This window comes from Achromobacter sp. 10T422 (assembly GCF_056394065.1).
In genome coordinates, this window is record NZ_JBFTHD010000014.1 from 94788 (window position 1) to 119152 (window position 24365).

General features: G+C 64.1%; 19 protein-coding genes. 6 read left to right on the forward strand and 13 right to left on the reverse strand.

Features of this window, described 5'->3' with window-relative positions:
* Positions 1–102: 102 nt before the first annotated feature.
* Both ectA and AC1DB0_RS28825 read right to left on the reverse strand, forming a co-directional pair.
* Positions 103–663: a diaminobutyrate acetyltransferase gene (gene ectA, locus AC1DB0_RS28820; protein ID WP_054427417.1), complete on the reverse strand. Its 561-nt coding sequence runs from the start codon at positions 661–663 to the stop codon at positions 103–105.
* Complete coding sequence (locus AC1DB0_RS28825; protein WP_054427487.1) at positions 660–1211, reverse strand: MarR family winged helix-turn-helix transcriptional regulator; 552 nt, start codon at positions 1209–1211, stop codon at positions 660–662. The genes ectA and AC1DB0_RS28825 overlap by 4 nt, the downstream gene beginning before the upstream one ends.
* A 260-nt stretch (positions 1212–1471) precedes the next feature.
* Here AC1DB0_RS28825 and AC1DB0_RS28830 point away from each other — a divergent pair, with 260 nt between their 5' ends.
* Together AC1DB0_RS28830 and AC1DB0_RS28835 are read left to right on the forward strand one after the other, a co-directional pair.
* Positions 1472–2404, forward strand: coding sequence for a MurR/RpiR family transcriptional regulator (locus AC1DB0_RS28830; protein WP_175169790.1), 933 nt, complete (start codon positions 1472–1474; stop codon positions 2402–2404).
* A gap of 61 nt (positions 2405–2465) precedes the next feature.
* On the forward strand, positions 2466–3806 hold the full coding sequence (locus AC1DB0_RS28835) for an aspartate aminotransferase family protein (protein ID WP_175169789.1): 1341 nt from the start codon (positions 2466–2468) through the stop codon (positions 3804–3806).
* An 8-nt stretch (positions 3807–3814) separates the two neighbouring features.
* On the opposite strand, the gene AC1DB0_RS28840 is transcribed toward AC1DB0_RS28835, so the two are convergent.
* From AC1DB0_RS28840 to parE, 4 genes are all read right to left on the reverse strand, one after another.
* Positions 3815–5014: a DUF418 domain-containing protein gene (locus AC1DB0_RS28840; protein WP_476757075.1), complete on the reverse strand. Its 1200-nt coding sequence runs from the start codon at positions 5012–5014 to the stop codon at positions 3815–3817.
* Positions 5015–5127: 113 nt separating this feature from the next.
* Positions 5128–7458 carry a DNA topoisomerase IV subunit A gene (parC, locus tag AC1DB0_RS28845; RefSeq protein WP_175169787.1) on the reverse strand — a complete coding sequence of 777 codons (2331 nt, stop codon included), beginning with the start codon at positions 7456–7458 and terminating at the stop codon, positions 5128–5130.
* Positions 7459–7502: 44 nt separating this feature from the next.
* On the reverse strand, positions 7503–8102 hold the full coding sequence (locus AC1DB0_RS28850; RefSeq protein ID WP_175170002.1) for a YcxB family protein: 600 nt from the start codon (positions 8100–8102) through the stop codon (positions 7503–7505).
* A 101-nt stretch (positions 8103–8203) separates the two neighbouring features.
* Positions 8204–10165, reverse strand: coding sequence for a DNA topoisomerase IV subunit B (parE, locus tag AC1DB0_RS28855; RefSeq protein WP_054427413.1), 1962 nt, complete (start codon positions 10163–10165; stop codon positions 8204–8206).
* 328 nt (positions 10166–10493) lie between these two features.
* On the opposite strand from parE, the gene trxA reads away from it, so the two are divergent.
* A complete protein-coding gene (gene trxA, locus AC1DB0_RS28860; RefSeq protein ID WP_006218534.1) occupies positions 10494–10820 on the forward strand; it encodes a thioredoxin TrxA in 327 nt (108 codons plus the stop codon).
* A 116-nt stretch (positions 10821–10936) separates the two neighbouring features.
* Positions 10937–12196 (forward strand): transcription termination factor Rho, encoded by a 1260-nt coding sequence (gene rho, locus AC1DB0_RS28865; RefSeq protein ID WP_006218533.1) that lies wholly within the window; start codon positions 10937–10939, stop codon positions 12194–12196.
* An 80-nt stretch (positions 12197–12276) separates the two neighbouring features.
* Here the strand turns inward: rho and AC1DB0_RS28870 are convergent, their stop codons facing one another.
* Entirely contained in the window at positions 12277–15918 is a 3642-nt protein-coding gene (locus AC1DB0_RS28870; protein WP_476757076.1) for a YhdP family protein, read from the reverse strand.
* A 126-nt stretch (positions 15919–16044) separates the two neighbouring features.
* Here AC1DB0_RS28870 and glnE point away from each other — a divergent pair, with 126 nt between their 5' ends.
* A complete protein-coding gene (gene glnE, locus AC1DB0_RS28875) occupies positions 16045–18828 on the forward strand; it encodes a bifunctional [glutamate--ammonia ligase]-adenylyl-L-tyrosine phosphorylase/[glutamate--ammonia-ligase] adenylyltransferase (protein ID WP_476757077.1) in 2784 nt (927 codons plus the stop codon).
* 50 nt (positions 18829–18878) lie between these two features.
* Positions 18879–19553, forward strand: a complete 675-nt coding sequence (locus tag AC1DB0_RS28880) for an epoxyqueuosine reductase QueH (protein WP_054427410.1) — start codon at positions 18879–18881, stop codon at positions 19551–19553.
* Between the two features lie 82 nt (positions 19554–19635).
* Here AC1DB0_RS28880 and AC1DB0_RS28885 read toward each other — a convergent pair whose 3' ends face one another.
* The 6 genes from AC1DB0_RS28885 to AC1DB0_RS28910 form a co-directional block, all read right to left on the reverse strand.
* Positions 19636–20589 (reverse strand): AraC-like ligand-binding domain-containing protein, encoded by a 954-nt coding sequence (locus AC1DB0_RS28885; protein ID WP_054427409.1) that lies wholly within the window; start codon positions 20587–20589, stop codon positions 19636–19638.
* A gap of 186 nt (positions 20590–20775) precedes the next feature.
* Positions 20776–21219 (reverse strand): cytochrome C, encoded by a 444-nt coding sequence (locus AC1DB0_RS28890; RefSeq protein WP_441372402.1) that lies wholly within the window; start codon positions 21217–21219, stop codon positions 20776–20778.
* A gap of 206 nt (positions 21220–21425) precedes the next feature.
* Entirely contained in the window at positions 21426–21965 is a 540-nt protein-coding gene (locus AC1DB0_RS28895) for a methylamine dehydrogenase light chain (RefSeq protein WP_342066911.1), read from the reverse strand.
* Positions 21949–22584 (reverse strand): methylamine dehydrogenase accessory protein MauD, encoded by a 636-nt coding sequence (mauD, locus tag AC1DB0_RS28900; protein WP_175169782.1) that lies wholly within the window; start codon positions 22582–22584, stop codon positions 21949–21951. The genes AC1DB0_RS28895 and mauD overlap by 17 nt, the downstream gene beginning before the upstream one ends.
* A gap of 11 nt (positions 22585–22595) precedes the next feature.
* Complete coding sequence (locus AC1DB0_RS28905) at positions 22596–23147, reverse strand: MauE/DoxX family redox-associated membrane protein (protein ID WP_476757078.1); 552 nt, start codon at positions 23145–23147, stop codon at positions 22596–22598.
* The gene (locus AC1DB0_RS28910; RefSeq protein WP_476757079.1) at positions 23144–24337 is read right to left on the reverse strand and encodes an amine dehydrogenase large subunit; all 1194 of its coding nucleotides are present in this window, start codon (positions 24335–24337) and stop codon (positions 23144–23146) included. The genes AC1DB0_RS28905 and AC1DB0_RS28910 overlap by 4 nt, the downstream gene beginning before the upstream one ends.
* Between the last annotated feature and the right edge of the window lie 28 nt (positions 24338–24365).

Consider the following 24365-nt stretch of genomic DNA (forward strand, 5'->3'; position numbering starts at 1 on the left):
CTCATAAGTTGACAGACGGCCAGCTCCCTCCGGATGCGTAAACGCATTCGGATAGGTAAAACCGTCTCGGTATTTCGATAAGTCCGCTGGGGTTGCGCCGCCCTACGGGGCGGGCAATGCGAACGGGCCTATCCTCAACAGCATCTCGTCGTCATGGTCCGCGCCCCCAAACAATTGCCGGTCGAAGAACGGCTGCTCGGAAACGTGGGCGCCCAGCTCGCCGGCCAGGCCGGTAAAGCTGCGGCGCGATGCCTGGTTGTCAGGCCCCACCGTGGTTTCAAGATGACGAACATGCTCGAGCCCCTTGCGCTGCAAGAGTTCACGAAGCATGGCGCGGCCCAACCGATGGCCGCGTGCGCGGGCGTGCACCGCAACCTGCCAGACGAACAACACGTCGGGCCGGGTCGGGATCACATAAGCGGAGATAAAACCGTCGATACGTCCGCCGGAGCTTTCGGCGATGACGCAGGTGTCGCTGAAATGCTCACACAGGAGCAAGTAGGCGTAGAGGGAATTCAGGTCGAGTGGCGGGCACTCGGAAATGAGGCGGTGAATGGCGGCGCCGTCTTTTCGGTTGGGCAGACGCATCGTATGGGTCTGCGCGCGAACCGCCGGCGCCACGGCACTTGAGAGAGTAGTTGTATCCAGTTCGTTTTTCTTCATGCAACGATTCCCGATTCTGGGGGTGCCCCGCCCGTGGGCACTTCAAGGATGGGCGACGAAACGTCGCTATGCGCTTCCGCGGCAACTGCCTGACCCTCTTGCTCCATCAAAGCCACGATGCGTTCCAACGACAGCGTGATGGTGGCTTGCTCAAGTTCGGGCAGCGCGTTCAAGGCTTCGGCCAAGTGTTTCTGCAGCGGCGACGGCGCGCCATGCGCCAATTCACGGCCCGCGTCCGTAGCCGTGACGAAAACGATGCGGCGGTCTTCGCGGCCGCGTTCACGACGGATCAAGCCCTTGTCTTCCAGGCGGTCCAGGATGCCGACAACCGTGCTCGGGCTGACGTGCATTTCGCGGCTGATGGCCGTGGCCGTCATCGGGCCGTTGGCCATCACCGTGCGCAGACACATCAGCTGCGGAGCAGTGATGTGGCTGACCGCGGACAACTGACGCGAGTGCAGGGCGATCGAACGCGTGATGCGGCGCAGGGCTCGCAAGATGCGCAAGTCGTACTGCTGTGAGGGATCAGATTTCGCGGCGTTGGTCATGGAAGAGAAGGGTTCGGTCAAATTCATTTCTACACGAATGATATGCGCACGATTTATTCGAGTCAAACAAAAATCCCCCGCACGATGTAAATAAATAAACACGAAATTGCAGAAGATAACTACCGGATTACTGGACTTGCCGTTGTCATCTCTCCCCCCAGGAACTGCCGCTGGGCGCTAGGGGGAATCCCCGATAAAAAACATATGTTTTATTTAAACAATCAGATCTATCATTTGTTTTTTATCTGACGGCGCAAGCCATGCCCCTGCCTTCCGACCTGATTCCCACCTTGCAGGAAAAGCTGGAACACCTGCCCCCCGAGCTGCAACGCGCGGCGCATTGGGTGGTGGCGCATCCTGCTGAAGTCGGCCTGTGGTCCATGCGCCGGCAGGCGCAGGCGTTGGGCGTGGCGCCGGCCACCATGCTGCGGCTGGCGCGCGCCATTGGTTATTCCAGTTACGAAGCCTTTCGCCAGCCGTTCCAACAAGCGCTGGCCGGTCAAAGCGCCCCCGGCTTGCGCGACCGCGCGGCCGCCCTGCAAGCCGCTGCGGGTGACCCTGCCACGCCGGGTCACGACGTGTTGACTGACTACCAGATCCAGGCCATGAGCTCGGTGTGCGCGTTGAACCCGGCCACCGCGTTCGACGCCGCCGTGCAGACCTTGCTGGACGCGCGCCAAGTGGGCTTTCTGGGTACGCGCTCGGCGTTCGGCATCGCCTTCCAGATGCGTTACGCGTATCAGCTGGTGCGCCGCAACAGCGTGCTGATCGACGGCCTGGGCGGCGCGCCCGCCGAGCAGGCCGACAACCTGGATGCCGGCGACGCGCTGATCGTGATTTCGCAAGCGCCCTATCCCACCGCCACCGTGCAGCTGGCCCGCCAGGCCGCGCAGCGCGGCGTTGCCTTGATCGCATTGACCGACGACCCCTTGTCGCCGCTGGCCATGGACGCCCGTCACACGCTGCGGTTCGCGCCGCCCGACCGCGACGGCGTTCAAGCACGCCCCGCGCGCCAAGGCCCCGGCTCGTTCTTTCACACCACCGCCGGCCTGCTGGGGCTGGCCGAGCATTTGATCGCGCGCCTGACCGCCCGCGGCGGCGCAGACGTGCTGAACCGCCTGACCGAAGTCGAACAGCGCCTGCGTACCGACAACGTGTATTGGACCGGCCCGGCTTCCGGGCGACGCGGCTGATCCGCGTCAGCGCTGACCGCACCCGCTTTATTACTGCCAACCCTTGCATCACGGAACTCCCATGAGCCAGACCCACGTCCTGCATCGTTCCCTACGCCAGACGCCGCCTGTCGCCGTACGCGGCCAGGGCGTATGGATTCACGACAGCGCCGGCCGCGCCTATCTAGACGGATCGGGCGGCGCGGCGGTGTCGTGCCTGGGGCATAACCACCCCGACATCCAGGCGGCCATGCACGCGCAGATCGACGCGCTGGCCTACGCTCACACCAGCTTCTTCACGACAGAAGTCGCTGAACAGCTGGCCGACCGTCTGGTGGCCGACGCGCCTGAAGGCATCTCGCATGCGTACTTCGTATCGGGCGGGTCGGAAGCCGTGGAAGCCGCGCTGAAAATGGCGCGACAGTACTTCGTGGAAATCGGCCAGCCGGAACGCCGCCATATCGTGGCGCGCCGTCAGAGCTACCACGGCAATACGCTGGGCGCACTGGCCGTGGGCGGCAACGCGTGGCGCCGCGCGCAATTCGCGCCCTTGCTGATCGAAGTCGAACACGTCTCGCCCTGCTATGCGTATCGTGATCAGCGCGACGGTGAGAGCCCCGAACAGTACGGCGAGCGCTTGGCGCAAGAGCTGGATCAGACCTTTGAAAAGCTGGGGTCTGGCACGGTGATGGCATTTGTGGCCGAACCCGTGGTGGGCGCAACATCCGGCGCCGTCACGGCAGTGCCGGGTTACTTCCGCCGCATCCGCGAGGTCTGCGACCGCCATGGCGTGCTGTTGATCGCCGACGAAGTGATGTGCGGCATGGGCCGCACCGGCACGCTGTACGCGGTGGAGCAGGAAGGCATCGTGCCTGATCTCATCACCATCGCCAAAGGCCTGGGCGGCGGCTATCAGCCCATCGGCGCCGTGATGGCGCAGCAGCGCATCGTGGACGCCATGCAGCAAGGCAGCGGTTTCTTCCAGCACGGCCACACGTATCTGGGCCATGCCATTGCCTGCGCCGCCTCGCTGGCCGTGCAAGACGTCATCCGCCGCGACAACCTGCTGGCGCGCGTGCGCGAACAAGGCGCGGGCTTGCGTCAGCGGCTGGAGCACGCGCTGGGCGCGCATCCGCATGTGGGCGACATCCGCGGCCGCGGCCTCTTCATGGGCATTGAACTGGTGCAAGACCGCGCCACCAAAGCGACGTTTGATCCGGCGTTGACGCTGCACGCGCGCATCAAGCGCGAAGCCATGGCGCGCGGCCTGATGGTGTACCCGATGGGCGGCACCATTGACGGCCGCCACGGCGACCATGTGCTGCTGGCCCCGCCCTTCATTATTTCCGACGACGAACTGGACCAACTGACCGAACGCCTGGCTGGCGCCATCGACGCCGCTATTACGCAGACGCGCGCCTGACGGCCTGATCAGACTGCGCGTGCTCGCCGCCAGGGTGGCAACGCCCCGACGGTGAGCGCGCGCAGAAACCATTCCACCGGGCCATAGGCATGGTGCCGCAACCACCAGGCGGACCACGGCAACTGCGCGGCGAAGATCGCCACCGCGATGCCGAAGGTCGCCAACGGCGACAAGGACGCGAACAGGCGCAAGCCCCATCCGGTGAACAACAAGGCGCAAATGACCGACTGCATCAGGTAGTTGCTCAGCGCCATCCGCCCGGCCGGCGCCAGCCAGCGGCCCAACCATCCAAGCGCGCGAGTGCGGATCGCCAGCAGGAAGGCCGCCGCGTACGACATGCTTAACAGCGGCGCGGTCAGCAAGTCGGCCGCCAGCCCGGGCAGTTCCCACGCCGCGCCTGCCGACGGCAGCGACGTGGTGGCGTACAGCGCTGACCCGGCAAGCCCAGGAAGCAGCCCCAACGCGCACAACAGCCACAACACGCGCGGTCGCCGCCAGGGATCAGCCAGCGCGTTGCGCCGGCCCAGCGCCAAACCGGCCAGGAACATCGCGAAGACGAATGGCCCCTGCACGAACAAGACCATGAACCACACGGACGTGGTCAGTTCATAGATGTGCTGCGTGATCGTCGTGCCGATGGTGCCGCGGTACGCCAGGATGGACGCCAGCGCGTCCGCCTTGTACTGCGCCGTGTAATCCGCTTGCACAGGGTCCAGAAAGCTCACGAGGCCAAGAATGCCCCAGACCGTTGCGGCCAGCACGATCAGCCACAGCGCCGTGAGCAGCGCGCGCTTGGGCGCCATGCCTCGGCACGCCAGCAGCCCCAGGCCCAGCAAGGCGTAGGTCAACAGGATGTCGCCCTGATAGAACAGCACGGCATGCGCCGCACCCAGTACTGCCAACCCCGCCAGCCGCCGCAAAAAGCGCGGGCTGAACGCGGCCTGGCTACGTTCCGCGGCCGACATTTGCAAGGTGAAGCTATACCCGAAGAGAAACGAGAACAGCAGATAGAACTTGGTTTCGAACAGCAAGGCGATCAGCCAGCGCACCACCAGGTCCACGGGACGCGAGTAGTTCGGGTCCGCCATGCCCGCGCCATAGAACGGCGACGAGAAGACGCCAATATTCACGATCAGGATGCCGAAGAGCGCAAAGCCGCGCAGGGCATCCACGTGGGCCAGACGGCCGGGCGGCTCGTTGGCGATCATGCGCGCCCCTTTCGCATTGACGTATCCATGGCAAAACAGGCAATTGATAACAGCAGATTCATCAGCGCAGACCGCCACGGGCGCGGGTCATCCCGCGCCCGTGGCTTGTTGCATTACCCCAGCACGGGCGACAGCACCGGCTGCTTCGGACGCACATCCAGCTGGCGGCCCTTGCGTGCGCGCTTGCCCACATAAGGCGCCAGTGCATCGCCCACCAGAATGTCTTCGGTCAGCTTGTTGCGGTAGATGCCCGTGGCGCGCAGGCCGCGGGGGCCAATCGGCACGGTTTGTTCCAGCTTGTCGGACGCGTCCAGGCCCATCAGGATGGTGCCGCGCCCACCGCCGGACAACGACTTGCATTCGTCCAGGCCGAAGACCAGGAACTTGCCCTTGGCCGACAGCAGCGCCAGTTGCGTGGCCCCGTCGAACAACGGCACCGGGCGCAGCATTTCGTCGCCCGTTTCCACCGTGATGAACTGCTTGCCTGCGCGCTGGCGGCTGACCATGTCGGACAGCTTGGCCGAAAAACCGTAGCCGCTGCGCGTGGCCAGCAGCCAGCGGGATTCCGGCGCGGCCGCGATGGTGTGCACGATGCGCGTACCCGATTCCAGGTCGATCATCGTGGTGACTGGCTGGCCGTCACCGCGCGCCGAAGGCAGCCCGGCGACCGGCACGGAATACACGCGGCCGTTGTCGCCCATGGCGATCAGGGTGTCCGTCGTGCGGCATTCGAAGGCGCCGTACAGGTCGTCGCCCTGCTTGAAGGCGAATTGCGCGGCGTCGTGGCCATGGCCCTGGCGGGCGCGCAGCCAGCCCTTTTGCGACACCACCACCGTAACCGGCTCGTCCAGCACCTTGGTTTCCAGCACGGCGCGTTCAGCGGTTTCGATCAGCGTGCGGCGCTCGTCGCCGTACTGCTTGGCGTCGGTCTCGATTTCCTTGATCAGCAGGCGCTTGAGCGTGGCCGGATTGTCCAGCAGCTCTTGCAGCGAAATCTGATCCTTGCGCTTGTCGGCCAGTTCCTGCTCGATCTTGAAGCCTTCAAGACGGGCCAACTGGCGCAAACGCATTTCCAGGATGTCTTCGGCTTGCCGCTCAGACAACTTGAAGCGTTCCATCAGCGCTGCGCGCGGCTCGTCGGACTCGCGGATTGTCTGGATGACTTCATCCACGTTCAGATAGACCAGCATGCGGCCTTCCAGCACGTGGATGCGGTCCGTGACCTTATCCAGGCGGAAGCGCGTGCGGCGCACCACCGTGTTGGTGCGGAACGCCACCCATTCGACCAGGATGTCGCGCAGGCCCTTCTGGCGCGGCCGGCCATCGGTGCCGATGCACACCAGGTTGATCGACGAGCTGCTTTCCATGCTGGTCTGCGCCAGCAGCGTGTTGACGAATTCGTCACGGTCCACGCGCGAGGTCTTCGGCTCGAACACCAGACGCACGGCTGCGTCCTTGCCCGATTCGTCGCGCACGGCGTCCAGCAGGTTCAGCATCACCGCCTTGGCCTGCGTCTGCTCGGGCGTCAGGCTCTTCTTGCCGGACTTGACCTTCGGATTGGTGATTTCCTCGATCTCTTCCAGCACCTTCTGGCCCGACGTGCCGGGCGGCAGTTCGGTGATCACCAACTGCCACTGGCCGCGCGCCATTTCTTCAAACGTCCAGCGCGCACGCACCTTCAGCGAACCACGGCCCACGCCGTAGATCTGCGCGATATCGGCCGCGGGCGTGATGATCTGGCCACCGCCGGCGAAGTCGGGGCCGGGAATCATGGCGTGCAGTTCGGCGTCCGGCAGTTGCGGCTGCTTGATCAGCGCCACGCAGGCCTGCGCCACTTCGCGCAGGTTGTGCGGCGGAATCTCGGTGGCCATGCCGACCGCGATGCCCGATGCGCCGTTCAGCAGCATCACGGGCAGGCGTGCGGGCAGCATTTGCGGTTCTTCCTGGCTGCCGTCGTAGTTGGGCACGAAATCCACCGTGCCCTCGTCCAGCTCGTCCAGCAGCAGCTTGGCAATCGGCGTCAGGCGCGCTTCGGTGTATCGCATGGCGGCGGCGTTGTCGCCGTCGCGCGAACCGAAGTTGCCCTGGCCGTCGATCAGCGGATAGCGCAGCGAAAAGTCCTGCGCCATGCGGACCATGGCGTCGTAGGCGGCCTGGTCGCCGTGCGGGTGGTACTTACCCAGCACGTCGCCCACGACCCGCGCGGACTTCACCGGCTTGGCGCCAGCGGCCAGCCCCATTGCCTGCATGGCGAACAGGATGCGGCGCTGCACGGGCTTTTGCCCGTCGCCCACATCGGGCAAGGCGCGGCCGCGCACAACGGAAACCGCGTAGTCCAGATAAGCCTGTTCGGCATAGCGCGCCAGCGTGATGGCGGCGTTGGCATCGCCATCGCCATCAGGCGGGGTGGGGTCGAACAAGCCGGGTTGATTGCTGTCGGTCATGTTTATTCAGGTAGACAAATTCATTGAAACGGCGTCAAAGCGCCTCAAGCGGACGGCGCCAGCTGCGTATCGGCAACATGCGCGCGCAATTGGGCGCGCACCGCCGCCAACGTAGCGGCGTCCTGGCCGCGCTTGGGAATGATCACGCCCTGCAAGGTGCCCAGAATGACGTACAGGTGCTGCGGCGTCTCTTCGACCCGGCGAATATCAGACCATTCCATGCGCCCGGAGGCCGTGGCGGTGGAGTCCGAAATGCCCTCGGGGCCGAAGTCCAGCTGATGCCGGCCCAGGAACAGGTCGTCGGGCTGCTTTTTCAGCATGCGCCGCGTGTTCATGCGAACCAGCGGCGGCAGCACGAACTCGTAAGCCAGCGCGAGCAGCGCCAGAATGCCCAGCCCCACCGCCAGCCCCTGGAAATACACGGGCAGCAACTGCCCCCAGTTCGGCCCCTTGCCATCCCAGGTCTGCCAGATCAGGTAGGCCAGCAAGGCCACGATCATCAAGACCCCGAATCGCAAGTGTGACCGGTAGCGGCGGCGGCGCAGCTCGGGACGCCGATACACATAGGCGGCGAACTCCGCGTAATCGTCGGCCGTCATGTCTACGGTCATACGAGCGGGGGTGGGTGTATCGGCTGCGGGCATACCGGCTGCGGGCATACCGGCTTCGGGCGTACCGGCTGCGGGCGTACCGTCGGCAGGCGTGCCGGCGCCGGGGGTGACGCGCTCGGGCGTGGCGGACGTCATCAGATATCCAGCTCCGCCAGGTTGCCCTTTTCTTCGATCCAGGCGCGGCGCTGCGACGATTCGCCCTTGCCCATCAGCATGTCGAACATGCGGGTGGTGTCTTCAGGCGTCTGATCCCCGTAGCCCACGGGTAACAGGCGGCGCGTGTCCGGATTCATCGTGGTTTCCCACAGCTGCTCGGGGTTCATTTCACCCAGGCCCTTGAATCGGCTGACCGACCAGGCGCCCTCGCGCACGCCTTCCTTGCGCAGCTTGTCCTGCGCGGCCTCAAGCTCGCCCTCGTCCAGGCAATAGATCTTGCGGGCCGGGCGCTTGCCTTGGGCCGGCACGTCCAGGCGGAACAGCGGCGGCTTGGCCACGTACACGTTCCCCGCTTCAACCAGCTTCGGGAAGTGCTTGTAGAACAGCGTCAGCAGCAGCACCTGAATGTGCGAGCCGTCGACGTCTGCATCGGACAGGATGCAGATGCGGCCATAGCGCAGGCCCGACAGGTCCGGGGAATCGCCAGGGCCGTGCGGGTCCACACCGATCGCCACGGAAATGTCATGGATTTCGTTGTTGGCGAAGAGACGGTCGCGGTCAACTTCCCAGGAATTCAGCACCTTGCCGCGCAGCGGCAGGATGGCCTGAAATTCCTTGTCGCGCCCCATCTTGGCGGAACCGCCTGCCGAGTCGCCCTCGACCAGGAAGACCTCGGTGCGCGTCGCATCGCTGGATTCACAGTCGGTCAGCTTGCCGGGCAACACCGCCACGCCGGAGCTCTTGCGCTTTTCGACCTTCTGGGCGGAACGCTGGCGCGCCTGCGCCTGACGGATGGCCAGCTCAGCCAGCTTCTTGCCGAACTCCACATTGCTGTGCAGCCACAAATCCAGCGCGCTCTTCGCGAAGCCGCCCACCAGACGCACCGCATCGCGGCTGTTCAGCCGTTCCTTGATCTGGCCCTGGAATTGCGGGTCCAGCACCTTGGCCGACAGCACGAAGCTGGCGCGGGCGAACACGTCTTCCGGCAGCAGCTTCACGCCCTTGGGCAGCAGGCTGTGCAGTTCGGCAAAGCCCTTCACGGCGCCGAACAGGCCTTCACGCAAGCCCGATTCATGCGTGCCGCCCGCCGGCGTGGGGATCAGGTTGACGTAGGACTCGCGCACGGCGTTGCCGTCTTCGGTCCAGGCCACCACCCACTGCGCGCCCTCGCCTTCGGCGAAGTTCTCGTGGTCGGAACCGGCGTATTGCTGGCCTTCGAAAAACGGCACCATGAGCTCGGCGCCAGACAGCGCTTCGGCCAGATAGCCGCGCAAGCCGTCCTGGTACTGCCACGTCTTTGTGTCGCCGGTTTTTTCATTGACCAGCGTCACTTTGACGCCGGGCAAGAGCACGGCCTTGCTGCGCAACAGGTGCGTAAGTTCACCCAACGGGATGTTGGGGCTGTCGAAATATTTGGCATCCGGCCAGACGCGCACGCGGGTGCCGGATTTCTTGCGGCCGCCCTGGTCGTAAGGCGCCAGGGGTTCGGCAACGTCGCCGCCCTTGAACACCAGGCGGTTGACGGCGCCATCGCGCCAGACCACGACTTCCAGCCGGGTCGCCAACGCGTTGGTGACGGAAACGCCCACGCCGTGCAGGCCGCCAGAGAACGCGTACGCGCCCCCGCCCGCCTTGTCGAACTTGCCGCCCGCGTGCAGGCGGGTGAAGACCAGCTCCACAACGGGCGCGCCTTCTTCAGGATGCAGACCGACGGGAATGCCCCGCCCGTCATCCTCGACGGACACGCTGCCATCAAGATGCAGCGTGACTTGAATCTGTTTGCCGTAGCCGGCCAAGGCCTCGTCTGCGGCGTTATCAATAACCTCCTGCACAACGTGCAGGGGGTTTTCGGTACGGGTGTACATGCCCGGGCGCTGGCGCACGGGCTCCAGCCCCTTCAGGACGCGAATGGACGCCTCGGTGTAACGTGGAGTGGCCAAGTTATCCCCAACATCTGTGGAAAAAAACCGACATTTTACGGATAAGCCTAGGTTCTGCGCGGCTCCCAGTGGGATGCGCACGACCTGACCAACACCGAATTCGGTAGGATGATGACAAGTCACAGCCAGCGTGCCCGGGTTTAACGGCCCGAATCACATCAACTGCGCCGCAACATCCTACACAAAACCAGCAAACCCTGTTGTTATTAACAGTGGTATGCCTGTTGTTATTGACAGTGGTATGCTTTAGCCCATTCCACAAACAAGAACAACGGCAAGGCGCGTCCCTTTTTACGCGCCTTTTGCTGCCGAACCGAGAATCACCATCATGAGCGACCAAATCAAGAACGTCAGTGACGCGAGCTTCGATGCCGATGTGTTGAAATCCGGCCAGCCGGTGCTGGTGGACTACTGGGCTGCCTGGTGTGGCCCCTGCAAGATGATTGCCCCGATCCTGGAAGAAGTTGCCACCGAGTACGCAGGTCGCCTGACGATCGCGAAGCTGAACGTGGACGAAAACCAGGGCACCGCCACCAAGTACGGCATCCGCGGCATTCCCACCCTTATGCTCTTTAAAGACGGCCAAGCCGCCGCCACCAAAGTTGGCGCGCTGTCGAAGTCGCAACTCACCGCATTCCTGGACGGCGCGTTGTAAACTGCGTGCTGTGAACGAAGGCGCCGCCCCGAGGGCGGCGCTCATTCAATACCGCGCGAGCCCGTCCGTGGCGCGCCGCCAGAGCCCTCCTTTACTTTTCCCCACCAATCACCGCGATGCACCTCAACGAACTGAAGGCGCTGCATGTCTCGCAGCTGCTGGAAATGGCCGCTGGCCTGGAAATCGAGAACGCCAACCGCCTGCGCAAGCAGGAGCTGATGTTCGCCATCATGAAACGGCGCGCCAAGCAGGGCGAGCAGATTTTTGGCGACGGCGTACTTGAAGTCCTGCCTGACGGTTTCGGTTTCCTGCGCTCGCCCGAGACCTCGTATCTGGCCAGCACGGACGATATCTATATCTCGCCGTCGCAGATCCGCCGCTTCAACCTGCACACCGGCGACTCGATCGAAGGTGAAGTGCGTACGCCGAAAGACGGCGAGCGCTACTTCGCGCTGGTCAAGGTGGACAAGGTCAACGGCGTGGCGCCTGAAGCGATCAAGCATCGCATCATGTTCGAAAACCTGACGCCGCTGCATCCGAACCGGACGATGCGTCTGGAACGCGACATCAAGAGCGAAGAAAACCTGACGGGCCGTATCCTCGACGTTTTCGCGCCGATCGGCATGGGCCAGCGCGGTTTGATCGTCGCCAGCCCCAAGTCCGGCAAGACGGTGATGATGCAGCACATTGCGCACGCCATCACCACCAACTACCCCGACGCGGTCATGATCGTTCTGCTGGTCGACGAACGCCCGGAAGAAGTGACCGAAATGCAGCGCACGGTGCGCGGCGAAGTGGTGGCGTCGACGTTTGACGAACCCGCTACCCGTCACGTGCAAGTGGCCGAAATGGTCATCGAAAAGGCCAAGCGCCTGGTCGAAATGAAGAAAGACGTCGTGATCCTGCTGGACTCGATCACCCGTCTGGCCCGCGCCTACAACACCGTGGTGCCGGCCTCCGGCAAGGTGCTGACGGGCGGTGTGGACGCCAACGCCCTGCAACGCCCCAAGCGCTTCTTCGGCGCGGCCCGTAACCTGGAAGAAGGCGGTTCGCTGACCATCCTGGGCACGGCGCTGATCGAAACCGGCAGCCGCATGGACGAAGTCATCTACGAAGAGTTCAAGGGCACGGGTAACTCCGAAGTCCACCTTGAGCGTCGTCTGGCTGAAAAGCGCGTCTACCCGTCCATCAACCTGAACAAGTCAGGCACCCGCCGCGAAGAACTGCTGATCGCGCCGGACCTGCTGCAAAAGGTCTGGGTGCTGCGCAAGTTCATCCACGACATGGACGAAGTGCAATCCATGGAATTCATCCTGGACAAGATGCGCGCCACGAAGACCAACGCCGAATTCTTCGACATGATGAAGAAGAAGTAAGCAGCGCGTCTCGTGCAATAAAAAACCGCCTTGAAGGCGGTTTTTTATTGGCTGGACGATGTTCGATGTGCGCGCCGCAATCAGTGTTCGATGTGGTCGGGCATGCGGCGCGGCGAGGAATTCGCCGGCCTCGGCGTCTGCTTGTCCGGCGCCTTGCCCGAGGCATCGATGGGTTCCACCTGCGGATCGTCCCAGTTGCCCGTCACGGAATACTCCATGGTCATCGCGCGCGCCAGTGGTTGCTTAAGCAGCCACTGCGTGACAAAAGCGCCCAGGCCAATCAGCGGATTCACGGCCAGCGCCGTCACCATGGCCGCCCCGCTGGCGTCCAGATTGGGAATCACCACCGCCTTCAGGTCCCAGCGTTCGCGGATGATATTGACGCCGCCCGCCAGCACGATGGCGGCTACCGGGCCGTTGATCTTGTAGCCTTCGGTGGTCATCTGGCCATCCGCCATCTTCACGCGTCCGCGGATGGTGTCAAACGGGAACCCGTCCCGCAACAGATTGGTCGGGTTCACATCCAGGCGCGCCAGCCGTTGCAACGATTGCAAAGACAGCAGCTCCAGCAAACGCGCCGTGCGCGAATTCACGTGCATGAAGCGGCCCTTGTCCAGGCTGATGTCGACCTCGCCCGAAATATCCGCCACGTTGTGCGTCCACGGCAGGTTGCGCCAGGTTGCTTTGCCCTGGGCCGTACCTTCGCCGGCGGATATGATTTTCTCGAAACCGATCCGGTTCATGAATTTGCCCAGGTCCACGAACTTGGCGCTTGCATCCACGGTCAGGCCCCGATCAGGCCCTTCCAGCCGCCAATTGCCGGTGGCGTTCAGGCTCGCGTCGCTGTTGATAATCGACAGCTTGTCCAGACGCCATTGCCGGCCGCGCTCCAGGTTCGTGCCGTTCACCTGCAATTCGCCCACGTTCTTGCCGTACAGGAAGAACTCTTTGGCTTGCAGGTCGATGGCCGGAATGTCTGACAGGTCATTGCCCGACGCCAAGGCCTTGTCGGCCTCGTTCGTGTCGCCTTCGCCGCCCAAGGACAAGTGCTTCAAGCGTGCCGTGATCTGGCCCGCAATGGCGCCAGAGGCTTCGCGCCATTCCAGCGAACCCGCCGCCTGACGCGACTGGATATCCACGCGCCACTGCGCGGGTTCGGGCCGCGTTGCGTACAGCGTCAAATCGTTCAGGGTGTAGCCACTGGTGCGCAAGATGCTTGCTGCCACGCTGATGCGTTCGGGCTGCGGGAAGATCGGTTTCGACACCGGCTTCTTGGCGCCGCCCTTGCCCGCCGGGGTGTCGAAGCCCGTCATCACCGTTTCCCAGCTGTCCATGTCCAGCTCGGGCAGGCTGGCGTTCAGGCTCATGCCATGCTCGGGCAGGCTGGCGGGCCGGCCGATTCCCAACGCCCCCCGGGCGAAATACGAGGGGCCATCACCGGGGTCGCGCTCAAACAGCGCATTCACGTTGTCGCCCAGGCTGGCGGTCAGCCAACGGCGGTCTTTGATGCCACGGTCTTGCGCCGCGCCCCATTGCAGCTTCAGCAGCTGTGACGCGGGCGCCGCCTTGCCCACGGGCGCCGGCATGTCGATCGCCATGCCCACCAGGTCGGATTCCATCGAGATATCGACTGAGCCGCCCTTCTGATAACCCAACCGGCCCTTGTAGGCGGCCTTGCCCGTAAACCGCGACATGGACGGCGTGTTGCTCAGTTGCGTCAGGCCGGAACCGGCCAGCGTGCCATCAAAGCGCAGGACGTCGGTACTTTGCGCAAGCGTGCCGTAGATCTTGACCGGCCCGCCCAGGAACTGCGCACGAAGCTCTTTGGTATGGACGCCCTTTTCCGAGAATTCCAGATCGCCATGCATCTGGGTAAGAAGCGGCATCTCGGGCATGAAGGTGAAGGTGTTGTCGGCGAACAGGATGTGGCCGGTGACCTGCGTGTCGTCGGTGTTCATCAACGGCACTTTCAGCTTCAACGGCATGCGCCAGTCGCCCGTGCCGCGAGCCTCGTCCAGCGCGCCATCGAGCAAAACACCCAGCGGAGAATTCGCCGCCATCGCCAGATAGGCGGGCACAGGGCCCGATGTTTCGCCATCAACGAACAGCTCGGCGCCGTGTTCCATGTCGGGAATGGTGGCTGTCACGGCGCCCAGGCTGACGGTCTGCCCCGGCCCCGTGTGCGCCACCGCGCCGCCCGAACTATCCAGCGTCAGGCCGACCTTATCGATGCGGAAATTACCCGACAGGTTTTCCAGCATCGGCCAGCCCTTGCGGTGCTGGCGCGCGGGGGCATAGTCCACTTTGGCGCCCACGTACGCGCCGGCAATAATAAATTCGCCCGTTGCGCCCGACGCGCCAAAGGGGAAGTCGTCCAGATCGCCCTTGAGCGTGATGGCGGCAGACTGCATTTCGCCCGCGGGCAGGCCGGTGGCCAGCCATTCGCGCGCATCGGCATTCACGTCCAGTGGCAAGTAGCGGTGAATCGCCGGCATGGCGCCGCGCACCATCGTGCCACGCATGTCGGCGCTGCCCGCGGCCGTCTTGCCTTCGCGGCGCCACTGGCCTTGCAGGCGCACGTCCAGGTCATCATTCACCACATGCAATTGGGCGACGTCCACAAACCAGTTCTTGGCGTCCGGCCCTTTGATTTCCGCATCCACCGCCAGCTCGCGGGCATTCAGCGTGGGGTCCGCGAACACGCCCGGCAGCGTGACGCGCAGCTGCTGCACGGCCCCTTTGACCGATACATCGGGCGCGCCAGTGCTACGGGAAAGCGGCATCCCGTCAACCTGCACGAAATCACCCGGCAGCCCTTGAACGCGCAATTGCGCCGACGCGCCACGTACCGCCGGGCCATCCTTTTCCGGCGCCCAATTCACGCCGCGCACGGCGATGTCCGACGTCAGCTCGGTGAATTTTCCGCGATCCAGTTGCAGCCAGGCGCGGCCTGCGATGCGTCCCGAAATCTCGGGCACCTTGAACCATGGCGACCAGGCCAAAGGCTCCACATCGTCCAAGGCCGCATAAAGCTGGCCATTCCAGTTTGCAGGATTCGAGGCATTGGCGGCGAACAGGCTGCGATTGAATTCGCCGCGCAGCTCCACGTTGCGGGCCAGCGCCGCGCCAGCGCTGGCACGCAGCACAAAGCGATGCGACAGGCTGCCATTGCGCATCAGAAAATCGACGCCCGTCAGCGGCAGCGCGGGCGCCTGGCGTAAATCGTCTTGCCAGACGATGGTGGCGTCACGGACCAGCAATTCGCGTTGGGCGACCAGCCACCGCAGCGCGGGGTGATTCAGATCAGATTGATGGTCGCTGGCGTTCAGGTCGATGTCCTGACCCGCCACCCACAAATGGTTGGCGGCATCGCGGCGCAAGGTCAGTTCGGGCTTTTCGACGCGCAAGCGCACCAGCCTGGGTGACAAGGTCAGCACGCTGCGCCACGCCAGCACGGCGGAAACGGAAGGCAGGTTGAGCACCGGCGTGGCGTCATCATCGAACACCTGGACCGACGCAAGATCAAGCTTGGGATTCAGCCCCTGCCAGTTCGCCTTGATACTGCCGATGGTGACGCGAGCGCCCAATTCCTTACTGGCGTAGGCTTCAATCTGTGGACGCCATTGGTCCACGCGAGGAAGCACCCAATACCGCACGCCCAGAAACCCGACGGCCACGACGCCATAAACGATCAGCGCGACCCAGAACAGGCAGCGAAGCACGCTTCGCGTGCGCGCAGTGGGGGCTTTTTTTGAAACAGACACGGATCGGTGGGCAGGAGAATATGTCTTGCGGTATCGTCCCCACTTATACCTGAAACGCGTCCATTCGTCTGCCGCCCTTACGCCATGTCATCGACTCCTATGCTTGCCCCCGCCCTTGCCTGGTCTGGTCACTTGCGCCGCCGCCTGGATGCCCATCCCGACTTGGCCGCCTGGCTCGAAACGGCGGTGCAGCAACCCGTCACCGCMGAACGTCTGGCGCAATGGCAGGCTGAACTCGCCGGCCCCGATGCGCCTGCGACCCTGCCGGTGGAGACGTGCCGGATGGTGCTGCGCAAGCTGCGCGAGCGCGTCTTCAGCGTGTTGATCGTGCGTGACCTGGGCGGCCAGGCGGATCTGGAAGAAGTGGTGGGCGCAATGACCACGCTGGCGGACATCGCCGTGGCGCAGGCTTACCGCAGCGTGGCGGCGGAACTGGCGGCCGTGCACGGCGTGCCGCGCGACCCCGCCACGGGCAAGCCGCAGGAAATGCTGATCGTCGGCATGGGCAAGCTGGGCGGCTGCGAATTGAATGTGTCGTCCGACATTGACCTGATCATGCTGTACGGCGAGGAAGGCGACACCGATGGCCCGCGCCGCATCAGCCATCACGAATTCTATGGCCGCCTGACCCGGCGCATGATGCCGGTAATTTCCGAAGTGGACGCCAATGGGCAGGTGTTCCGCACCGACCTGCGCCTGCGTCCCGATGGCGATTCGGGCCCGCTCGCCTGGAGCCTGGACGCGCTGGAACACTACCTGATCGGCCAGGGCCGCGAGTGGGAACGGTATGCCTGGCTCAAGGCCCGCCTGATGCCGGCCAAGGCCTTTGAAGACAGCGACAGCAGCACGCAGGCCCGTCAGCTGGAAAGCCTGCGCGTGCCGTTCGTGTATCGCAAGTATTTTGACTTCGACGCGCTGGCTGCCCTGCGCGCCTTGCGCGAGCGCATTCGCCAGGACTGGCAGCGGCGCGCCAGCGCGCGCAACGGGATCGACAGCGCCAACAATATCAAGCTGGGCGATGGCGGCATCCGCGAAATCGAATTCGTGGTGCAGCTGGCGCAGCTGATTCGCGGCGGGCGCATGCCTGCCCTGCAAAAGCGGGGCTTGCTGGAAGCGCTGCACGCCGAGCGCCTGGCGGGTCTGGTGCCCGAAGAAGACGCGCGCCGGCTGGAAGAGGCGTACCGCTATCTGCGCCGCACCGAACACGCCTTGCAGTACCGGGAAGACGAACAGACGCACCTGCTGCCCGGCGACCCGCCTCAGCGCGCAGCGTTGGCGGCCGCATTGGGCATGAGCCCGGACGACTTCGAAAGCACGCTGGCCGCCCACCGCAAGTTTGTATCGCAAACGTTCCGCAACGTATTCCGCATGGTCGGCATGGGCGACGCTGAAGACACGTCCACGCCCGCCGACCGCGACGATAGCGCCGACGAGCCCGACCAGGAATGCGAACTGGCCGAACAGATCCGGCAGGCATTCGGCGACGAAGCCCAAGACCTGTTGCGGCGCACCGAGACGTTGCTCGGCAGCCATCGGGTACGCAGCCTGCCCGAAAGCAGCCGCCGCCGCATGGAAGCCTTGCTGCCTGCGGCCTTGCGCGCCGCCCGCCAGACTTCCGCGCCCATGAACGCGGCGGTTCGCTTGTTTGACCTGATCGAAAAAATCGCCCAACGCAGCGCCTATCTGGCGCTGCTGGCCGAGTACCCCGACACCCTTGCGCGCGTGGCCCGCATGGTCGCCGCCAGCCCCTGGGCCGCGCAATACCTCACGCAACACCCCCTGCTGCTGGACAGCCTGATCGACTGGCGCACGCTATTTCAGCCCTTGGACTTTACGCAGATCGCCCGTCAACTCACCGCGGATCTGGACGCGTGCCGCTTGCCCGATGGCGACCCTGACATCGAACGTCAGATGAATCTGATGCGCGACGTGCAGCGCCAGGCCAGTTTCCAATTGCTGGCGCAGGATCTGGAAGGCGAGCTCACGGTTGAAAAGCTGGCGGACCAACTGTCGGCGCTTGCCGATTTGCTGCTGACGGAAACCATCCGCCGCGCCTGGCCGCTGGTGAACAAGGTAGAAGGCGCCCCGCCCCGATTTGCCGTCATCGCCTACGGCAAGCTGGGCGGCAAGGAACTGGGCTATGCGTCTGACCTGGACCTGGTCTTCCTGTTCGATGATCCGCGTGAAGACGCCGCCGAGGTCTACGCCAAGCTTGGCCGGCGAATGACGTCGTGGCTGTCCACCATGACCTCATCGGGCCGCCTCTATGAAGTGGACCTGCGCTTGCGGCCTGACGGCGATGCCGGGCTGCTGGCCGTCTCCGTTGAAGCCTTCGAGCAATACCAGCACAAGCATGCCTGGGCCTGGGAACATCAAGCATTGACGCGCGCGCGCTTTGCCGCCGGAGACGCCGACGTAGGCGCCCGCTTTGAACAGATCCGTGAGGCCATCCTGGTGCAGCCGCGCGACCCCGCCGCGCTGCGCGAAGAAGTGCTGGCCATGCGCGAAAAGATTAACGCCGGCCATCCCAATACCAGCAAGCAATTCGACCTGAAGCACGACCGGGGCGGCATGGTCGATGTGGAATTCGTGACGCAGTACCTAGTGCTTTGCTATGCCGGGACGCATTCCGTGCTGGTGCGCAACCTGGGCAACATCACGCTGCTGCGGCTGGCCAGCGAGGCCGGGCTGATCGCCCCCGAACTGGCGACACGCGCCGCCGACGCGTATCGCGTCTTGCGCCGCGTCCAGCATCAGCTGCGCATGCAGGGCGTCGAGAAGGCGCGAGTCGGGCCGGATGAATTGGTGGCGGAACGCCAGGCCGTCAGCGAACTCTGGGACACCGTGATGGGCCGCGCGCCCGGCTGACGGCAACTCGCGGTAAAATAAGGAGTTTTCCGCCTTTTTGCTTGCAAGCCATGTCTGAACTCGTCCGCCCCAAGCTTGACCTTCCCGCTGGCCGCAGCAAGGTGCTGATGCACTCGTGCTGCGCGCCCTGTTCCGGCGAAGTCATGGAAGCCATGACGGCCTCCGGCATCGACTACGCAATCTACTTCTACAACCCGAACATTCATCCGGTTAAAGAGTACGAAATCCGCAAGCAGGAAAACATCCGCTTCGCCGAACAGCACGGCATTGAATTCATTGATGCCGATTACGACATGGACAACTGGTTCGACCGCGTCAAAGGCATGGAAGACGCCCCCGAACGTGGCGAACGCTGCACGGCCTGCTTCGACATGCGCTTTGAGCGCACCGCGCTGTACGCCCACGAACACGGCTTTGACACCATCACCAGCTCGCTCGGCATTTCGCGCTGGAAAGACATGAACCAGATCAACGGCTGCGGCGAACGCGCTGCCGCCCGCTATGACGACCTGGTCTATTGGACGTACAACTGGCGCAAAGGCGGCGGCTCCGCCCGCATGATCGAAATCAGCAAGCGCGAAAACTTCTACCAGCAGGAATATTGCGGCTGCGTCTATTCCCTGCGCGACACCAACCGCCACCGCCGCTCGCAAGGCCGCGACCGCATCCACATCGGTGTGAAGTTCTACGGCAAGGAAGATCTGATCAACGAAGAACTGCTCTGATTCCAGCGCGCTTCAACGCCCCGAGCCTCCCCGGCCGGGGCTATACCTGGGGCTATACCAGGGACTACACCCGGGACTTCACTTAGCGCCCCTGGCGCCGATACTCAGACGGCGACGCCCCGAAACGCTTGCGGAACGCATGGCTGAATCGCGCGGCGTCTGAAAAGCCAAAGCGGTAGGCGATATCGCCAATCTGCCGCGCCCCTTGCGCCGCATCACACAAGACATCTTTGCTGCGTTCCAACCGCGCGCTAAGAATGAAATCAGCGGGCGTCGTGGACGCCAGCGCAAACAGGTTGTACAGGTAGCGCCGCGACATCCTGAACGCCGCCGCCGCAGACGCAGGCGACAACGCCGGGTCATGCAGGTTTTCAAGGATGTGCTGCTGAACGCGGCGCAGCTGCGCCTGCTTCACGCCAGCCTGATCCTGCTCGGCCTGCTCGCCCGCCCGTTCGCGGATATCCAGCCCCATCATCTGCAACACCGCGTTGGCCGCATCGCGCGCCGCGCTCTCGGACAAATGGGCGTGTTCGCTCAGCGCCACACGCAGCAGATCCATCGCCATGCGGCCGCAGCCCTGTTGCGCGCTGAAGCGCCGCGCGACCGCATTCTGCATGTGCGGCTGCCAGGTCTCGGTATGCTTGCCCGGCACCTGCATCACCAGAAAATGCGCGCCATCGTCCACATCCACTTCGTAGGGGCGCGTGGTGTCGTAGATGCCCCATTCACCCGGCATCAGCAGCGCCGAGCGATTGGACTGGCGAATCTCGCTACGGCCCGCCAATTGCAGCGTGACTTTGTAGCCGGCTTCCTCGGCGCGGTCAGCCAGCAGCTTGCTGCGGCGTACGCGTTGCGCGCTGCTGCGCAATTCGCTGACGTGCAGCCACCCCAGCGAATCCACCGCCACGCTATTGCGAAAGCGCGTGGGGAACACGGCGGACACCTCCAGGGGCACGAAGGTGTTGCTGATGCTTTCCTGCCAGCTGGCGCAGTCCAGGAAGTGCCTGGGCGCGCTGTGCAAAACGGATGATGACATGGCGACTCCGGCGTCTCGAAACGGCGTGCCTTTGTGCCATGGACAGGCAGTCCTGCGGCACAGCTACAGCGTTGAATGGGATGCTGCCTCTTGGATGCTGCCTCTTTCTAGCACCGCACTTCCCGAGCGAGTATCGGTGACAACCCCTAAGTAGTGGCCGTAAGCGCCCGTCGCCCTCTGTCAGCCCTACGGCTTTCTGTCACTACCGTAATAATAATCAGACAACGTGAACCCCATCGACGTGAGCCGCCGGGCTAAGGCGTGGCGCACGGGCACGACATCGTCGTAGCGGTTGGGCCGTGCCGCCGCGACCTCGGCCTCTGAATACGGCACGAAATCAGCGGGCAACTGCGCGGCGCTGAATTCAGTCAGCACCCAGTTCAGTACCGAAGCCAATTCTGCATTGCTTAATTGGGAATGCGCCGCGCCCGGCACGCGGATCAGGTATTCGCGGCCTTCGGGCAGATGGACAAATGCGCCGACAGACTGGCGGAAATCTGGAATGCCATGCGGGTTGCTGCCTCGGCCATCCAAGCGATGACAGCCGGCGCATTGCAGCACGTAGTCGGGCCGCGCTGTCTGCCGCAAATGGGCAGCGTCGGGCGCGACTGCGGGTGCAGTCTGCTGCAAGCGAGCAGCGTCGGCCGCGACTGCGGGTGCCGTCTGCGGCAAGCGAGCAGCGTCGGCCGCGACTGCGGGTGCCGTCTGCGGCAAGCGCGCAGCGTCAGCCGCGACCGCGGACGCCCCCTCCGCCGCTATCGCCTGCGTGACACCAAGCAGGATAGCGGCGGCGCACAGCCACCGCCATCCCGTTGCTTGCCGTCTTGCCCCAGACCTCATGGTTTCGGCGCTGCCTTCGGTTGCGATTGCGGCTTGGCCAGCCCCACGATGACAGACGTCGTGCAGTGGAAGATCGACGACTCGTTCGACATGCACCAGTTGATGTCGTTATGCAGGAACATCTGATAGCCCGGACGTTCGCGCTCGGCCGATGCGCACATGCATTTGCCGCACGCCGCTTTGCCGCAGCAATCGTTATAGCTGATGAGGTAGTCCTTGCCGTCCAGCGGGTTGTGGCAAGTGCCCACCCACGACACGGCGGACGGCGATGTGCCGGGCGGGCACGACGTCATGCTGCCGCCGCAGCAGGAACACAGGAAGCCATCCACCGCGCAATAGCGCCAGTAATCGCACGCCGTGTCGTCCATCTGCGGCTTCTTGCCCGCTGCGGGCGCCGAACGCGCAACCGGCAGCACCGGCATCAGAAAAGCTGTGCCGACCAGCAACTTGCCGATGCGGTTCAGCACGCTGCGCCGGGACGTTGCATGCGCGACGGAACGCGTAGCGCGCTCGCCAAGTTTATCCAGCCAATGCATTGCCGCTCTCCTTGCGGGACACTCGGGTCTCGTCCATGCTGCCGGCCAGAAAATCCTGCACCGACGCCACGCCCAGCTCCTTGGCCGTGAACAGGCTTTCCAGCTGCTCGCGGGAATTGATCAGCCCCTTGGCGCGCAAGGTGCCGGTTTCGTCCATCAGCACGGCGTAGGGCAGCTTGCTGATCTGGAACTTCATGCCCAGTTCCGCCGACAGCAGATACGGAAAGCGCTCCAGCCCCGCCTGCTTGTAGAACGCCAGGTGTTCGGGCATTTCGCCGTCGCTGGCCAACACGATGCGCAACCACGCGCTTTCCGTGCTGGCCACCGACTTGAGGATGGGCAGCAGCTTCTTGCATACGGGGCACGTGGGCGACAGGAAGAACAGCAGTTGGCTGTGCTGGCCGCGTTCGCCAATCGTGATGCGGCGGCCCAGCAGATCAGGCAGTTCGAAATGCGGCGCGGCGTCCCCCACCGCCGGGCCCTTGTCCATCGTCAGCGCCCCCATCGGCGCCACGCGTTCGTACAGCACGCCAATCTGGCGGGACAGCGCAAGGATGACCAGCACCAGGCACAGCACTACGCCCCACAGCAGAACGTTGGAAATGATCAAGGCATCCATATGAAACTCCTTCAAAGGTTGCGCAGCTTGAGATGCGAGGCCAACAGGTGATTGGCGGTGAAGTACAAGGCCACCGCGGTGGTCGTCAGGCCGAAGACGGCGGCGGCGTCCGCCCATTGCAGAGCGCGCGCCTGCCCGGCGAACACACTTAGCGCCGGCAATGTCCACAACGCCAGCGCGCCGTTGCGCAGCACCAGCCACCACGACAGGCCGGTGCGCGTGGCGCCCGCCGCTGGGCTGGCGGGGCCCCCGCAGCCGCAGTCGATATCACGATGCCCGCGCGCCAGGTTGTAGACCACGCCAGCCGTCGCCACGGCCAGCACCCCCAATGCCAGCGCCGCGCCGGCTGCCTGCCAGCCGGGCATCAGCAACAACACGCCTGCGGCAATTTCGGCCAGCACGTAAACACGCGCGAACGCGCTGCTTACGCCAGAAGGCAAAATGCCGTACGCCAACAAGGCAGCAGAAAACGCCGCCATGTCCTTCACTTTTTCCAGCGCGCCCAACAACAGCACGCAGGACAGCGCGGCACTAGCGCCATAGAACAGCACGGGATCGTTCATCGCGGGCCTCCCAGTGGTTGAGGCTCAACCTGCAACGCCGTTTCGCCTGCCGCCTGGATCGTGCGCTGAAACACCGGCGCGGCGGGCGTGGCGTCAAAGATGCTGACGTTGCCGCCATCAATCGTGAACAGGCGGGGCTTATCGTCCTGCGATACCGACATCGACAACGCGCCCTTGCCCGGCACGCGCGCCACCCGCTTGTGCGTGGCTAGGTCATAGACCCAGATTTCGGCGGCGGGCGTCTTGTGCGAGCCTTCCGCGCCATTCGGATGCATGGCCACATACATCCGCTTGGACGCCTGGTTGATGGCCAGCAGGCTGTAGCCGCCAGGCCGCCAGCCGCGGTCTTTGCCCGAGGCGTCCAGCAGTGACCACGGCGTGCCGAAGCTGACTTCCTTGCCGCTGAAATCCGCGCTGTAGACGTTGCCGTTGTAGGACACAAAGTAGAAGGTGTCGCCCACGTTCTCGGTGTGTATGAAGACCGGGTCCTTTTCCAGCTCGAACATCGGCTTGCTGCGTTGCTGGCCGGAAGGCTTGCCAGCCGCATCCAGATCAATGGTGAGCAGCGCGCCATCGCCGCAGATCGTGGCGAAGCTGCGCGGTCGCGAGGGCAGCGGGATGATGCTCCAGCAGCCCGCGGCCGCCGTCACTTCATCGGCGAACTGGCGCGCCTTCAAGTCCACCACGGTTACCGAAGTGGCGGGCGTGGCGTTTTGCACAAAGAGCAAACCGCCATCCGTGCTTTGGCGCAGGTAGTTGCGGTAGTTCAAGGCTTGCGCACGCTTTTTCGGAATGGGCACCTCGTATTTGGGCGTCAGCGTCTCGGCGTCCCAGGCTTCGATAAGGTCGGTGCGCTTGCCGCGGTTCAAGCGTTCGTAATAGGTCGTCATGACGTAGATGTCGCGGCCATCGGCGGACACCGTCATGTGGCCGTTGAACGATGTCGGAATCATCCCCAGGTATTTGCCGGAGTCGCCGTCATAGAGGTTGACGCGGCTGTCGACCATATGGTTGAACGACGTGTCCATCACGTACAGCCGATGCGGTGTTGCGGGCGGCAAGCGGGTGCCCCCCTTGAGTTCTTCTATGGGCAAGTCCGCCCAGGCAAGGCCCGTGGCGCTTGCCAAGGCGGCGCACAATGCCCAGCGTCCCGCCCGCAATGCGCGTGATGTGGCTCGAAGCGCAATCATCGATATTCTCCTGATCTCATGATCCGAC

Coding starts and splice junctions, on each gene's coding strand:
- trxA (WP_006218534.1), top strand. CDS start 10,494: ATGAGCGACCAAATCAAGAACGTCAGTGACGCGAGCTTCGATGCCGAT.
- AC1DB0_RS28825 (WP_054427487.1), bottom strand. CDS start 1,211: ATGACCAACGCCGCGAAATCTGATCCCTCACAGCAGTACGACTTGCGC.
- mauD (WP_175169782.1), bottom strand. CDS start 22,584: ATGGATGCCTTGATCATTTCCAACGTTCTGCTGTGGGGCGTAGTGCTG.
- AC1DB0_RS28850 (WP_175170002.1), bottom strand. CDS start 8,102: ATGCCCGCAGCCGATACACCCACCCCCGCTCGTATGACCGTAGACATG.
- rho (WP_006218533.1), top strand. CDS start 10,937: ATGCACCTCAACGAACTGAAGGCGCTGCATGTCTCGCAGCTGCTGGAA.
- AC1DB0_RS28830 (WP_175169790.1), top strand. CDS start 1,472: ATGCCCCTGCCTTCCGACCTGATTCCCACCTTGCAGGAAAAGCTGGAA.
- ectA (WP_054427417.1), bottom strand. CDS start 663: ATGAAGAAAAACGAACTGGATACAACTACTCTCTCAAGTGCCGTGGCG.
- AC1DB0_RS28835 (WP_175169789.1), top strand. CDS start 2,466: ATGAGCCAGACCCACGTCCTGCATCGTTCCCTACGCCAGACGCCGCCT.
- AC1DB0_RS28895 (WP_342066911.1), bottom strand. CDS start 21,965: ATGCATTGGCTGGATAAACTTGGCGAGCGCGCTACGCGTTCCGTCGCG.
- AC1DB0_RS28905 (WP_476757078.1), bottom strand. CDS start 23,147: ATGAACGATCCCGTGCTGTTCTATGGCGCTAGTGCCGCGCTGTCCTGC.
- AC1DB0_RS28910 (WP_476757079.1), bottom strand. CDS start 24,337: ATGATTGCGCTTCGAGCCACATCACGCGCATTGCGGGCGGGACGCTGG.
- AC1DB0_RS28885 (WP_054427409.1), bottom strand. CDS start 20,589: ATGTCATCATCCGTTTTGCACAGCGCGCCCAGGCACTTCCTGGACTGC.
- parC (WP_175169787.1), bottom strand. CDS start 7,458: ATGACCGACAGCAATCAACCCGGCTTGTTCGACCCCACCCCGCCTGAT.
- AC1DB0_RS28880 (WP_054427410.1), top strand. CDS start 18,879: ATGTCTGAACTCGTCCGCCCCAAGCTTGACCTTCCCGCTGGCCGCAGC.
- AC1DB0_RS28840 (WP_476757075.1), bottom strand. CDS start 5,014: ATGATCGCCAACGAGCCGCCCGGCCGTCTGGCCCACGTGGATGCCCTG.